Below are 13,671 nucleotides of genomic sequence, written 5' to 3' on the forward strand. Positions count from 1 at the left end.
GCGTGATTGTTTCCTGCAAGTTAATACGGTCTACTGCATGGTGATGAACACCTGAGGCAGTCGGCCCAGGGGGCGCCCTCCACCGCAACGACGGAGGACGCCCCGCTGTCAGTTCACTTGCTCGGACAATCCGTGCTGTCGCTCATACGTCCTCAGGGCGGCGTCCCACGCCTCCGTGTACTCACTCGGACCCATACCCAGATCGCCGTGTCCCCGGACCGCCTCGCGCAGCAGTTTCACGAGATCGGGCACGGTCTCCCGACGCTCCTCCACGTACCGACGGAACACCTCGGCGAACTGCTCACCGGTCAACCGTGCCGCATGCGCGGTGACCGGATCGTCCTCAAGATTCTGCAGCACCGCGCACCAGCGACGAGTCAGCTCATCCGCCTGGGTCGCTCGGATCTTCTGCAACTCGTGATCGCACTCAAGCCGGATGCGATCCTCCCAGTACGGCCGGAGCCGCTCCCGGACCCGTTCGTCCGGGCTGACGCGGATGAGCACGCTGAAGTACGGCACGGCACCTTCACGAGGCCACCGTTGGCCAGAGAGGCGGTTGTTGAGCGCACGCTCCAGGTCGTGCGAACGGTGGGGCTCGTGTTCACGCGCCAGGTCCACCGCCCGCTCCCGGACAATTCCGCCAGCCCACCCCAGATAGCGCTCGGCGCGGAGCCGAAGCTCCTCGTACGTCATGTTCTGCGCCGTCCAGTTGTAGACAGCGTGCAGGCGGAAGTCGAAGGCGTCCCCCTTCGCCGGCACCAGGATCGGCGCCGGGACGTCCTGACGGAACGTCACGGTGGCGGGGACGATCGGCGCCGGTGGGGCCGGGGGAAGCAGGGGCTCGGCCGGCGGGATGAACGCATGCCACCAACGACGGCGTTCCACCTGCCCAGGGATGGGTGCTCTCGTGCCGGGACCACCGGCGGGGCCCATGGTCATCGCGTCTCCTCATCGATCAGCCGTTGTACGTCGTCGAGCAGGTCGTGGTGGGGCATCACGGGACGCCACACGTGATGGAGTTGGTGGTCCAGGCGATGGTGCAGGGCCGGCTGTCCAGCGATCATGTGCCGCAGGAGGTCGAGGCAGTGCTCGGCGACGGCTGGCTGCTGATCCGCTCGGTCCAGCCAGAAACCGAGGGTCCGCCACGATCGGTACGCCGTCTTCGGCAGACTGAGGGCGGTCGCCCAAAGGACGGCCAGGTCGGCCAGGTCGATCGTTCGCTGGTCCACCAGATGCAGCAGCTCCGGCCAGTGCTCCCTGGGCGGTTCACTCCAGCGGTCTGCGAGTACCCGCAGGGTCCGCGCCGCGTGAAGCTGCACCTCGGGGTCGACGGACTCAGTCCACTCCACCAGCGCCGGCACGACGCTCGCCGCGTGACCGTTGCGGTACACCTCGAGCAACCCCCGGACAACCGAGTTGTTCCGCCGCTGCATCCGGGCCTGCGCAACCTGGCGCAACTGGGCCAGCGCCGACTCCGGCCAGAGCCGGGCCAGACCGAGGCTGTGCGCACGCGCCACGGTGTCCCGTAGGTGAGCCGCCTGACCGGCTGCCCACTGATCGAGTTCGGTCCGAATCCGAGTACGCAACCCAGGCTGCATCGCCATGGCGACCAGGACGATCGCTGCGGCCTGCCGAACCCCTGCCCGCCGTTCCCGGGCCAGTTCTCCCACGACGTCGAGGGCTGACTGCACGTCCCGGGTCGCCGACCAACCGATCGCACCCGCTGCTGCCTGTCGGACCGCCGGAAGGTCTCCGCGGATCAGGTCCGCCAACCAGTCGAGCAGTTGTTTGGGCGACCACCACTCTGTCCACGCGACGTCCAGTAACGCCGACCGCAGTGGCTCGGCGCCGGGTGAGAAGTCGATCCGGCACCCACCTGGCACGCGCGCGTCGTTCAGCCGATTGACGGCTTGGCCCAGTGTCGATCCCAACAGCGCGTCGAGCATCGAACCCCGAAAAGGGGCACTGGTCCATGCGGGTTCCTGGAAGTCGAACCGGGCCAGACGCTGAGCTGCCCGGTGTATCTCGGTCACCGGCTGCCCGGCAAGGACGGCGCATGACAAGCGAAAGGCCCGCACCTCATCGTGCGGGAACGCGTCGACCTCTTCGCCGCCGCGTCGCACGTCGAGGATCTCGGACGCGCGCTCCCGTAGTTGAAGCGGCAGAAACTGCTCCAGCCGCTCGGCCAGTGCTCCGCCCTTCGGGACCGTCCGAGCGATCGTTGCGACGATCTCGAAGACCTCACCGGGCCGAGGCTCGCTGGCCAGGTAGGCCGACAGCAGTGGATGCCTGGCGCAGTCCTCATCCACGTATCGCTCTACGCAACGGCTGTCGCACGTGCCCGTGCACCAGCCGACGCACTGCCCTGTGAGCTGTTGGCGGAGCTGCGCCCTAAACACCTCGGCCGCCGGCGCCGAATGGTGTTCGACGATGTGGCCGACGAGGTCGTGCTTTCGTCGGGAGAAGTCCCCAATCAGAATCAGCGTGGTGCCGGAGGTCTCGGCCCTGGCGGCCAGCGCTACGAGCGTGAACCCGTCCACCTCGCGAAGCGCCACCTCATTCAGCCGGAGCACGTAACCGTGCCCGGCGGGCAACGGCGCATCCACGCCGAGCAGATCGGCCAATCGGTCCACACCGAGTACGCGAACCCGCTCGGACCCGTGTCTCCGGGCCAGAGCCAGGATGGCCGACGTGAACCGTCCGCTTCCGACCGGACCGGAGAGGCAGACCAGGTGGTGACGCTGGAGTTGGTGGTCGAGCCGGCGATCACTCGGCGCGTAGGCGTACCTGCCGGCAGTCGCACGAACACTGGCCTCGACCAGGGTCTGGAACCAGACACGCCCGGCGCCGTCGGATCGTCCGGCGGTGACGTTGACCGTTCCGATGGCGACGGCGCCAGGGCCGGTGGCGTTCTGTCCCTGGACCCGAACATCGCCGACGTCGATCGTCGAGCCGCCCAGCAGGCCAGCCAGCTGGCGCAGCACGTCCCCGGGATCCAGGAGGTCTTCCGGGTCGTCCTCCTCCGGTGGCTCCTCGGTCGGCTCCGCGGGAGGGGCCAGCTCATCCTCGCCGTCGAAGGACTCCGCTGCTACTGGTGATCCGTCCCGGGGTCCGCGAGCCGCACCATCCTCCACGTCACCGAGTAGGTCATCGCCAGAGGCATCCTCATCCTCGAACACGTCGCGCAAGAGGCTGTCCAGGTCCCCCGGACCACCGGCGGGGACAGGGGTGTACCGACCGCTCATCGCGGATCGCCTCTACCCGTGCCGAAGTTCGCGTCGCGGCCAACCGAGCCGATCGCGGTCGCACCCTGACCGATGGCGTTCTGTCCGTTGACACGAATTTCGCCGGTGCGAATTCCGCCGTGGTCCGTCGATCGGTTAGGCGCTCTCGCCTCCTCGGCCTCCGTCGACCTCTCCGCCGCCTGCCCCGGGCTGTCGTCGGCGGTCGGCGAGACGGCCCGGATCCCGGCGCCGGAAAGATCCTCGTCCACCACGCAGAGCCAGGCGTACTCGCGAAACTCCTTGTCCGGGTGTGCCACCTCGATACGCACGAAGCGCTCCGGTCGCATCTCCTCCGGATACTCGGTGACCACGTCACGAAAGATCTCGGTCGAGACGACAAGCGCGACGCCGGCATCAGGAAATGCGGCCAGTGCCTTCTTGACCGGGTCGGCGTCGCACAGCCGACAGACATACACCACGGCGTTGCCGGGAAAGCCGTTCGCACCGTCAAGGTGCACCAACCCCTGGTGCACCGCCACCCTGAGCCGGATTCGGGCGGCCGGGAGAAGGCTGCTGTTGTGGCTACGCAACCGTCGGTTCAGTTCCGGAATGAACTTGCCGATGACGCGAGATTCGGACACCTCACGCGGCACGATCGCCAACTCACCATCGCCCGCCTGCTGAGTCATCCAGGCCACCCGATCGAGACCGACAGCATTGGCTGCCTCGTGCAGCAACTCACGAAAGTGCCGCTGCGCCTCATACTGTTGGAGGTTGCTGCGCCTGCTGTACCGCTCCATGTCCACGGAGATCAACAATCGCCGCTCGGGATGTTGCATCCAGCTCCCGCCCTTCGTCGTCCGGCTCGCCCTACGGGCAAGCGCCGCAGGAGCCATCGAACCGGCGCGTGCGGACCGGGATCCCGTAGAACTACGGCATCCCGTGAGCCAGTCGAAAACCCGTCATCCCGTCTTGCTGGCGGGTCCCTCGCACAGCCACGTCATGTGCTTGTCGCATGAGGACGGATCTGCTCGACCTGTTGCTCACCCTCGGATGGTCGCCGGCGGCGGTGCTGGCACTGACAGCCGTCCACCTGCTGGTCGACGCCTTGGGCCGAACAGGGGCATCGCGCTACGCACAGGAACGGCTACGCTTCGGCAGCCACCCATCGAGAAGGAGGCTGCGGGTGCGACGACCACGCGAGCTGTCCAGTCACGAATGGCCGTACGGCACCTTCCTGCAGCGGCTCACGCCGCCGGTACGGATGACGCTACTGGGGCTGGGGGTTCGTCGTCAGGTCCCCGCCGGGCAGATCGTCATCCACGAGGGCCTGCGCGAAGCTCACCTCGTTCTACTCGAGGAGGGGCTGACCAAGGTCACCGCCACACTGCCGGACGGTCGATCCGCGCTGCTGTCACTGCGGGTCGGAGGAGACCTTGTCGGTGAGATGTCGGCACTGAACAACGAGCCCCGCTCCGCCACTGTGACGACCTGCGGCCCGGCGAGATACAGCGTGATCCAGCCGGACCGGTTCAAGAGGTTCCTGAAGGAACATCCCGACGCTGCTCTCGAACTCGCCGCGATGGTGTCCGACCGGCTGCGCTGGTCCAACCGACGCCGGATCGACTTCACCTCGTACCCGGTGAAACCCCGCGTCGCCCGAGTGATCGCCGAACTCTGCCGTACCCATGGTCGACAGGGCATGGACGGCATCGTCATCGACGTCCGTCTCACGCAGCCCGACCTGGCCACGATCTGCGGCGCCTCCGAGACCTCCATCCAGAAGGTGCTTCGAGAGCTGCGGACGGACGGGTTGGTCGACACCGACTACCGGCGGATCACGGTCCGCGACCTGTCGGGCCTGCGCAAGCTCGGTGATCTGAACCCCAGCGACGACTGACGGGTGCTCTCCGCCGCGATGAGGTAACGAACCCGTCCACTCTCCCAGGCCACCCGGCGCAAGATCGCGCCGAAGCGCTCCGCCACGACGGCGACCACCATGTCGTGAGCGGTTGTCGAAAACGAGTCGACTGAGTGGCCACTCAATCGACTAGCATCGTTCCGACGGTGGTGGGCCGGCTGTCCGGTCCGCGTGGGGGCACCTGACGGAGGCGCGGTGGGGCTGTCGTTCGAGATCCTCGGTCCGGTCCGCGTCCAACGCGACGGCCAGCCCCAACGGGTGCCGGCCGGTCGACCCGCCGCTCTGCTGGTCACCCTGCTGCTGCACGCCGGCGCGCCCGTGCCCGTCGAACGACTTCGCGAAGAGCTGTGGGGCAGGTGTCCGCCGGCCTCGGCGGTGGCGAACCTGCGCAGCCACGCCAGCCAGCTACGCCACCTGCTCGACTCCCCCGGTCGTCCCGCTCGGCTGCACGCCGAGCACGGCGGTTACCTGCTGCGCGTCGAGCCGGGTGAGCTGGACGCCGCCGAGTTCGAACGGCTCGCCACCGAGGGACACGCCGCCCGGATCGATGGAGAGCCCGAGCTGGCCGCGACCCTGCTGGGCCGTGCGCTGGGGCTGTGGTCGTCGACCGACCCGTCCCCGGCGTACGGGCCGACCACCGCGGACGCCTTCGACCGGCTGCGCGAGCGGCGGGCCGCCGCCCGGGAGACGTACGCGGCCTGCCGGCTGGACCTGGGTGACCCGGGGACGCCGGCGTTGCTGGCCCTGCTGCACGACCACGTCACCGAGCACCCGCTGCGTGAGCCGGCGTGGGCGCTGCTGATGACCGCCCTGCACCGCGCCGGCGATCAGACCGGCGCGGTGCGGACCTACCAGGCGGCGTGCCGGGCTCTGGACGGGGAGCTGGGCGTCGCGCCCGGGCCGGAACTGACCGAGCTGTACCGCGAGGTTCGCCGGCACGCGCCTCGGCCAGCGGTCCCGGCGCGGCGCCGCGCCGCCTCGCACACCCGTGACCGTGCGGACAGCCGTGACCGTGCGGTCGAGCCGCACGGGCCACGCGTACCGCACGAGCTGCCCTGTCCCACGGCCCCGTTCGTCGGCCGTCGCGCCGAGCTGGCCCGTCTAGGCGAGGCCCTGGTCGATGGCCGGCGGCAGCCGGTCACCGTCGCGCTCTTCGGCATGGCCGGCACCGGCAAGTCTGCCCTGGCCCTGCGCGCCGCCGCCGAGGCGCTGGACGCTTTCCCCGACGGCCAGCTCCACCTCGACCTCGGTGGGTCGGTGGCGGGCACCCCGCCGCCGCCCTTACAGGTCGCCGCACGCGTACTGCGGGCCCTGCACCCGGGCACCGACGAGCCGGCGCCGTCGGGCATCGCGGAGGCCCGGGCCCGCGTCCGGTCCCTGCTGTTCGACCGCCGGGTGCTGCTCGTGCTCGACAACGCCACCGACGCCGCCCAGGTCGACGGCCTGCTCCCGGTGCGCGGGGGATGCGCCCTGCTGGTGACCAGCCGCACGCCGATCACGAGCGACGCGCCGACGCTGCGGCTGGAGCCGCTGCCGGCCGCCGACGCGTTGGCGCTGTTGCGCGCCACCGCCGGCGACCGCCCGGTGGACGACGAGCCGGAGGCAGCCTCGGCGGTGGTCAGCCTCTGCGAGCGGCTACCGCTCGCGCTGCGTACCGCGTCCGGTCGGCTCACCGAGGGGCCGCACTGGTCGTTGAGCCGGTTGGCACGGGTGCTGCGCGACGAGCGGTACCGGCTCGCCGAGACCGGGCTGGGCCCACGGCTCGGCGCGAGCTACCGGCGGCTCGGCGCGGCGGCTCCGATCTTCCGGCGGCTCGGCCGGGCCCACCCGGGGCCGGTCACCGCGGAGCTGACCGCCGCGCTGAGCGGAGCGCCGCCCGAGGACGCGGCGCGGGCGCTGGACTGTCTGGTCGCCGCGCAGCTCGCCGAACCGGCCGGCCCGGGACGCTTCCACATCGGTGACCTCGTCCGGCTCTACGCCGCCGAACTCGCCGCCGACGAGGCGGGTGGGGACCGCAACGGTCAGGCCGGGGCCGGCGCGTCCTGGCGGTAGCCCCGAGCCTGGAGGGTGAACAGTCGGGCGTAACCGCCGTCGGCGGCCATCAGCCGGGCGTGGTCCCCGCACTCGACGACCTGCCCGTCGGCGAGCACCACGATGGTGTCCGCGTCCCGCACCGCGTTGAGCCGGTGCGAGATGAGCAGGCTGGTCCGACCCCGTCGCAACTCGCGCAGCCGCTGGTTGAGGTCGTGTTCGGCCTCCGCGTCCAGGCCCGAGCTGGGCTCGTCGAGGATCAGCAGGTCCCGGTCGGCGCGCAGGAAACCCCGGGCCAGCGCGACCCGCTGCCACTGGCCGCCGGAGAGCACCACCCCGGCCTGCGGGTCGTCCCGGTCGGGGCCGTCGAAGAAGATCCGGGTCAGCAGGGTGTCGTAGCCACGGGGCAGCGCGGCCAGCGCGTCGTCGATGCCGGCGTGCCGGGCAGCGGTACGCAGTCGCTCCGGGTCGTCGCGCGCGCTCAGGTCGCCGAGCGCGATGTTCTCCGCGGCGCTCAGGTCGTACGGCATGAAGTCCTGGAACACCGCGCCCAACCGCTCACGCAGCGCCGCCGGGTCGAGGTCGCGCAGGTCGACCCCGTCCCACCGGATGCTGCCGCGCTCCGGGTCGTAGAAGCGGCAGAGGAGCTTGACCAGGGTGCTCTTGCCGGCGCCGTTGAGGCCGACCAACGCGGTCGTGCCGCCGGCCGGCAGGTGCAGGTTCACGCCGCGCAGCACCCACGGGTGCTCCGGCGAGTAGCGGAACCACACGTCGCGCAGCTCGATGCCCTCGGTCAGCGGCGGCATCGGCAGTGGGGCGGTCGACACGGGCAGGTCCCGCTCGACGTGCGCTACCTGGTCGTAGTGGTCGAAGAGGAGCAGTGCCTGGTGAATCGCGCCGAGCTGACTGACCAGGCTGCCCAACGCGCCCTGCACACCGGGCACGGCTGCCAGGTAGATGACCACGTCGCCCGGGGTCAGCCCACCGGCGCGGGCCACCGACACGGTGTAGACCACGCCGATGCCGGCCACCGCCGCGCCGAGCAGGCCGAGCACCGCCTGGGCGCGTACCTCCCGACGGTCGAGTCGCTGCTCGACCCGGTGCATGCCACGCAGCTCGTCGAGCATCCGGTCACCGAAGAAGCGGCCCAGGCCGAACAGCCGCACCTCCTTCGCCGCTGGCACACCCACGAGCAACTGGGCGAAGAACATGTCCCGTCGTTGGAAGTGCTCCAGGCGGAGCACCATCGCCGCGCGGGCCCGGTTCAGCCGCAACTGCATCCACAGGGTGGGCAGCGCGGCCAGGAGCACCAGCGCCCCGATCAGGGGGTTGAGCATCAGCAGGATGCCGACGAAGCCGCCCATCGCCAGGATGCTCTGCACCGCGCCGAGCGTGTTGGCGGTCAGTTGGGTCGGGCCGAGATGCCCGGTCTGTTGGGCGGCCTGCAACCGGTCCTGGAACTCCGGGTCCTCGAGTCGGACCAGCCCCACCAGTCGCTGCACCGCGTCGTGCAAGCGGCGGCGCACCAGGCGGGACACCGCCCTTGACCGTTCGGCCGCCACGTAGGTGCGCAGATGCGGCAGGACCGCATTGAGCGCGGCGGCGACAGCAAGGCCGGCAGCGAGCGCGGCCAACCCCACCTCGACCGAGCCGGCGCTCGTGAGACGGTCCAGCAGCAGCTTGGTCAGCGCGGCGACGAGCACCGGCGTGAGCCCGGCCAGCACCGCGAGGACCAGGTCCGCCGCGGTGCCCCCCGGCGCCGCACGCCAGGTCAGGCCGAGGGCCGCCCGGGCGTACCGGGCGGCCCGTCGAGGAGTCAGCCGCAGGCCGCTCACCGCGCCACCGGAAGGTCCAACCGGGCGATGCCGAACGCCGTCGCCCCGACGATTCCGCGTTCGTCGAGCAGGCCGAACGCCGGGTACCCCTTGACCCCGAACGCGAGCGGCAGCGCCCCGTTCCCGGGCTCGACGAAGACGGTCGCCAGGCCGGCGAACCGCTCGGCGTACGGCTGGGTGTCCGGGCCCTTGCCGACCACCACGATCCAGACGTGCTCGGCACCGCCGGGCATGCTCCGCGCGCGGTCCATCAGCAGCGGCAGTTGCTCCTCGCAGTGCTCGCAGCTCGGCGAGAGGAACGCGACCATGGTCATCGGCGGGATGTCAGACCGATCGAGCACTCGACCATCCACGGTGGTCGAGACGAAGTCACCCGGGATCGAGCCCACCTCCAACATCACCGCGGGCGGCGCGCTCTGCTGCTCGCTGAGCAGCTCGGTGTGCTCACGAAGCCGTCGGATCACGCCGAGCATCAGGATGAGGTTGAGCAGGCCGAGAGCGGCGACGAGGACGACGGCCACGGTCAGCAGCGCCATGAGAACTCCTTCGGGTGCGGGGGTACGGACCGGGATCAGGACCGGCGGGCCGGGCGGGGCGCCCGGGACGGACTGGGTGTGAACAGCGCGACCAGGTCGTCGAGACGGATCACCACGGCGGCGAGGGGGACCGCGACGCCGACGGCGAACAGCACTGTCGGCGCCGACGGCGGCGGCCCGGTGCCGGTGCCGGTGGCCCAGCCCAGCAGGCCGAGCAACGCCACAGTGGCGAGAGCGAGGTTGCGGGCGACATGCCGACCGCCGACCGGGGCATCGCCGGCGCCGAAGCAGCGGCACGCCGGCCGGGCCCCCCGTCGCAGCGCGCCGACGATCGCGGCGGTGAGCACGCCGAGCAGCCCGGCGGCGAGCAGCAGCCCGGCGGGCACGGTACGAGGAACGGCGAGCAGGATCACGACGGCCGCCTCTACGGCGACCGCGACGTGGGCGGTCGACGGTGCCCAGCGGGCCGGCACGCCGAACTGGCGGACCGACCCGACGAACTCCGCGAAAACCGTCCGGCTGCGCAGCTTGCCGATCACCGCGACGACGAATACCAGGGCCAGCAACAGCCGCGCGGTCAACTCCAGGGCTCGCATCGCTACGCCACCTCCTTGCCGGGAGGCCCAGGCTAGGAGCGGGGGATACATCGCAAATACATCTACGGCCAGCGATGGGTTGTCCGGCTGTACGGACGGTGTAGCGGGCCGCCGTAGCGTCCGGACACCGATCAGTATCGAGAGGAGGTGAACGGATGTTCCGTCGACTGGAGACCCTGGGCGAGCGGATGCTCGGCGCGTTCGTACCGAAGGTGACGGCCGCGGCCGGCTGTCCGCCGGACCCGTGGTGCGCCGTCTGCGCCACGTGTTACCTGAAGCGGTGCAGCTACAACGGTGCCTGCAAGGTGTACTGCGGCGGCTGCGGCGGTGCCTGCAGCGCAGGTGCGAGCACGATGACCGCCCTCTGCTGAGCGGTCACGGGGTGCCGTCCGGCTTCGGTCGGGCGGCACGCCGTCCGCGTGGCGGCGCGGCCGGTCAGTCCGCGCGCGGTCGCTGCCGGACCAGCACACCGAGCACGTCCGGCTCGGGAATGTAACCGCACTCGCGGGAGTCGTAGCTGTGCGACGGGTTGTCGCCGAGCACCACCAGCCGACCCGCCGGTACGACCTGTTCACCGCCCCCACCCAGCAGCGGCACCCGGTCCACCGGCACCGGGTCGCCGGGGACCGCGTACGCCCGCTTGATCAGCAGGCCGGGGCCGGCCGCGTCGGGGCGGGCGGGGTGGCCGGCGGTCATCGCCGCCGGGGCCACCACCACGACCACGTCGCCGGGACGGACCCGGGCCAGCGGCAGCCGTCGGGCCAGCACCCGGTCGCCGGAGCGCAGGGTCGGCTCCATGCTCCGGCCCACGACCGCGACCAGCAGCAGGTGCCGGCGGGCCCAGAGCAGGCCGGCGGTGGCCACCGCGAGCACGGCGGCCACCGCGAGCCATCCCAGCACCGGCATGGTCAGGCGCCGCGCAGGGTCGCGCCGAAGCGCTCCGCCGCGACCGCGACCGCCGCGTCCCGGGCGGCGAGCGCCTCCTCGACGGTGAGCGTCCGGTCCGGCGCGCGGAACGTCAGCTTGTACGCCAGCGACCGACGCCCCTCGCCGAGCTGCGCGCCGGAGTACACGTCGAACAGCCGCACGTCCTCCAGCAGCTCGCCGGCACCCGCCTCCAGCGCCCGGCGCACCTGCTCGGCCGGGACCGCGTCGTCCACCACCAACGCCACGTCGATGAGCGCCGGCGGGAACCCGGACACCGTCGGTGCGGGCGTCACCGGCACCGGCGGCAACACGTCGAGGTTCAGCTCCATCGCGCAGGTGCGGCGGGGCAACTCCAACGCCGCCACCGCCGCCGGGTGCAGCTCACCGGCGTAGCCGACCACTGTGTCGTCGACCCGCAGCTCGGCGCAGCGGCCCGGGTGCCACGGCGCGTACTCGGCGGCGCGGACCTCGACCCGCTCGTCGGGGACACCGGCGGCGGCCAGCACGTCGCGGGCCGCCTCGATGGCGTCCGCCCAGCCGGCCGGCCGGCCGGCGCCCCACCAGCCGGCGGGGTCGAGATCACCGGCCAGCACCGCCGCGACGTGCACCGGCTGCGCCGGCACCACCGCGTCGGCGGCGGCGAACTCCTCGTCGGTGGGTCGCCGGTCCACGCCCATCGCCGGCGGGCTGCCGGCGTCGGGGCGCGGGTGGAAGACCGCCCCGATCTCGTAGAGGGCCAGGTCGCGATGACCCCGCCCGAGGTTGCGCTTGAGGATGCCCAGCAGCGGGCCGAGCAGCGTGGTGCGCAGCAGCGGCTCCTCCTCGGACAGTGGGTTGGCGAGGCGCACCGCGGTCCGGCGCGTGTCGTCGGCGGGCAGGCCGAGCTGGTCGGCCAGCTCCGGCGACACGAACGGGTGCGCGAGCACCTCCACGTATCCGCGCTCCGCCAGCGACACCGCCACGGCCCGTCGGCGACGCTGGCGCGGGGTCAGGCCACTCCCGGGCGGCGCGGTCGGCAGCACCGACGGCACCCTGTCGTACCCGTCGAGGCGGACGACCTCCTCGACCAGGTCGGCCGGGTCGGTCAGGTCGGGCCGCCAGCTCGGCGGGGTGACGCTGAGCACCGTCCCGGCGCCGCTGGCCGCGCCGACCGCGCCCGGGTCCTCGGACAACCGGTCCGCGCCCTGCGCGACCGTGCAACCCACCTGCTCCAACAGAGCGACGACCCGTGCCGGCGGGTACTCGACGCCGACCCGCCGGGTCGGCAGGTCCGCCGGCAGGGTGATGGGGGTACGCGGCCGGACGTTGTCGATGTCCAGGATCTCCGCGCTCGGGGTTCCGCCACCGTGCTCGGTGAGCAACCGAACGGCACGCTCCAGCGCGACCAACGCCACGGCCGGGTCCACACCCCGCTCCCAGCGCTTCGCGGCCTCGCTGAACAGCTTGTGCCGGCGGGCCGTGCGCCCGACCATCGCCGGGTCCCAGTGGGCCGCCTCGAAGAGCACGGTGGTGGTGACGCCGGTGACGACCTCGCTGGTCTCGCCACCCATCACCGCCGCGAGCGAGATGGGGACGCCGGCGCCCTCGCCCGCGAGGGGGTTGTCCAACCCAGCGTCGCAGATGACCATGTCGTCGGCGGTGAGGACGCGGTTGACCCCGTCCAGGGTGGTCAGCTTCTCCCCCGCCTCGGCACGCCGGACCACCAACGGCCCGACGATCCGGTCGGCGTCGAAGGCGTGCATCGGCTGACCCAGCTCCAACATCACGTAGTTGGTGATGTCGACCGGCAGCGAGATGCTACGGATGCCGGCGGTGACGAGCCGCTGGGCCATCCACGACGGCGTGGGCGCGGCCGGGTCGACGCCGCGGACCAGGCGGGCGGTGAACCGGTCGCAGCCGACCGTGTCGCGGACCTGGACCGGGTACGCCGGGGCCTCGGTGCCACTCGGAGCAGGCACCAGGGCGGGGTCACGCAGCGGCACGTCGAACGCGTGCGACAACTCCCGGGCCAGGCCGCGCAGGCTCAGCGCGTACCCCCGGTCGGGGGTGATCTCCAGCTCGAACACGACGTCGTCGAGGCCCACGACGGGCCGCGCGTCGTCACCCGGCTTGGCGGCCCCGTCCGGCGGCAGCACGATGATGCCCGAGTGGTCGTCGCCCAGGCCCAGCTCCTTCGCCGAGCAGATCATGCCGGCCGAGTTGTGCCCGTACGTCTTGCGGGCGCCGATCGCGAAGCCACCGGGCAGCACACCACCGGGCAGGATCACCACCACCCGGTCACCGACGGCGAAGTTACGCGCCCCGCAGACGATCTCCTGTGGCTCGCCGGTGCCGTTGGCGGCACCCACGTCCACCCGGCAGAACCGGATCGGCTTCTTGAAGCCGGTCAGCTCCTCGATCTCGCGTACCTCGCCGACGACGAGCTGACCGGTGACGCTCTCGCGCAGGTCCACCACGGACTCGACCTCGATGCCGAGGTCGACGAGTGCCTGCTCCAGGTCACCGGTGGGCAGGTCGGCGGGGAGATCGACGTACTCCCGCAGCCAACTGACAGAAACTCGCATGACGTCAGACCACCGTTCCCGTGTCTCGTACCCGCAT

At 71.6% G+C, this 13,671-nt stretch carries 12 protein-coding genes; 4 read left to right on the forward strand and 8 right to left on the reverse strand.

Annotation, left to right across the window (positions count from 1 at the left end):
* Window positions 1–108 precede the first annotated feature (108 nt).
* Together ACGFH9_RS13715 and ACGFH9_RS13720 are read right to left on the reverse strand one after the other, a co-directional pair.
* A complete protein-coding gene (locus ACGFH9_RS13715) occupies window positions 109–939 on the reverse strand; it encodes a hypothetical protein (protein WP_393218388.1) in 831 nt (276 codons plus the stop codon).
* Window positions 936–2,624, reverse strand: a complete 1,689-nt coding sequence (locus ACGFH9_RS13720; RefSeq protein ID WP_393218390.1) for a hypothetical protein — start codon at window positions 2,622–2,624, stop codon at window positions 936–938. Before ACGFH9_RS13720 ends, ACGFH9_RS13715 begins: the two co-directional genes overlap by 4 nt.
* A 111-nt stretch (window positions 2,625–2,735) precedes the next feature.
* On the opposite strand from ACGFH9_RS13720, the gene ACGFH9_RS13725 reads away from it, so the two are divergent.
* Window positions 2,736–3,098, forward strand: a complete 363-nt coding sequence (locus ACGFH9_RS13725) for a hypothetical protein (RefSeq protein ID WP_393218393.1) — start codon at window positions 2,736–2,738, stop codon at window positions 3,096–3,098.
* Between the two features lie 143 nt (window positions 3,099–3,241).
* Here the strand turns inward: ACGFH9_RS13725 and ACGFH9_RS13730 are convergent, their stop codons facing one another.
* Window positions 3,242–4,063: a hypothetical protein gene (locus ACGFH9_RS13730; protein WP_393218396.1), complete on the reverse strand. Its 822-nt coding sequence runs from the start codon at window positions 4,061–4,063 to the stop codon at window positions 3,242–3,244.
* A gap of 176 nt (window positions 4,064–4,239) precedes the next feature.
* On the opposite strand from ACGFH9_RS13730, the gene ACGFH9_RS13735 reads away from it, so the two are divergent.
* Window positions 4,240–5,124, forward strand: coding sequence for a Crp/Fnr family transcriptional regulator (locus tag ACGFH9_RS13735; protein WP_393218398.1), 885 nt, complete (start codon window positions 4,240–4,242; stop codon window positions 5,122–5,124).
* A gap of 216 nt (window positions 5,125–5,340) precedes the next feature.
* Window positions 5,341–7,197: a BTAD domain-containing putative transcriptional regulator gene (locus ACGFH9_RS13740; RefSeq protein ID WP_393218400.1), complete on the forward strand. Its 1,857-nt coding sequence runs from the start codon at window positions 5,341–5,343 to the stop codon at window positions 7,195–7,197.
* On the opposite strand, the gene ACGFH9_RS13745 is transcribed toward ACGFH9_RS13740, so the two are convergent.
* From ACGFH9_RS13745 to ACGFH9_RS13755, 3 genes are read right to left on the reverse strand one after another with little or no spacing between them, the layout of a single operon-like run.
* The gene (locus ACGFH9_RS13745) at window positions 7,167–9,011 is read right to left on the reverse strand and encodes an ABC transporter ATP-binding protein (protein ID WP_393218401.1); all 1,845 of its coding nucleotides are present in this window, start codon (window positions 9,009–9,011) and stop codon (window positions 7,167–7,169) included. The genes ACGFH9_RS13740 and ACGFH9_RS13745 overlap by 31 nt on opposite strands.
* Window positions 9,008–9,547 (reverse strand): TlpA family protein disulfide reductase, encoded by a 540-nt coding sequence (locus tag ACGFH9_RS13750; RefSeq protein ID WP_393218404.1) that lies wholly within the window; start codon window positions 9,545–9,547, stop codon window positions 9,008–9,010. The genes ACGFH9_RS13745 and ACGFH9_RS13750 overlap by 4 nt, the downstream gene beginning before the upstream one ends.
* A gap of 35 nt (window positions 9,548–9,582) precedes the next feature.
* The gene (locus ACGFH9_RS13755; protein ID WP_393218406.1) at window positions 9,583–10,143 is read right to left on the reverse strand and encodes a MauE/DoxX family redox-associated membrane protein; all 561 of its coding nucleotides are present in this window, start codon (window positions 10,141–10,143) and stop codon (window positions 9,583–9,585) included.
* Window positions 10,144–10,298: 155 nt separating this feature from the next.
* Here ACGFH9_RS13755 and ACGFH9_RS13760 point away from each other — a divergent pair, with 155 nt between their 5' ends.
* Window positions 10,299–10,514 (forward strand): hypothetical protein, encoded by a 216-nt coding sequence (locus ACGFH9_RS13760; protein WP_393218408.1) that lies wholly within the window; start codon window positions 10,299–10,301, stop codon window positions 10,512–10,514.
* Between the two features lie 64 nt (window positions 10,515–10,578).
* Here the strand turns inward: ACGFH9_RS13760 and ACGFH9_RS13765 are convergent, their stop codons facing one another.
* Window positions 10,579–11,049: a S26 family signal peptidase gene (locus ACGFH9_RS13765; protein ID WP_393218411.1), complete on the reverse strand. Its 471-nt coding sequence runs from the start codon at window positions 11,047–11,049 to the stop codon at window positions 10,579–10,581.
* A gap of 2 nt (window positions 11,050–11,051) precedes the next feature.
* Window positions 11,052–13,634, reverse strand: coding sequence for a phenylalanine--tRNA ligase subunit beta (pheT, locus tag ACGFH9_RS13770; protein ID WP_393218414.1), 2,583 nt, complete (start codon window positions 13,632–13,634; stop codon window positions 11,052–11,054).
* Window positions 13,635–13,671: the final 37 nt, after the last annotated feature.

The organism is Micromonospora sp. NPDC049102 (assembly GCF_043197485.1).
Taxonomy (GTDB): domain Bacteria; phylum Actinomycetota; class Actinomycetes; order Mycobacteriales; family Micromonosporaceae; genus Micromonospora.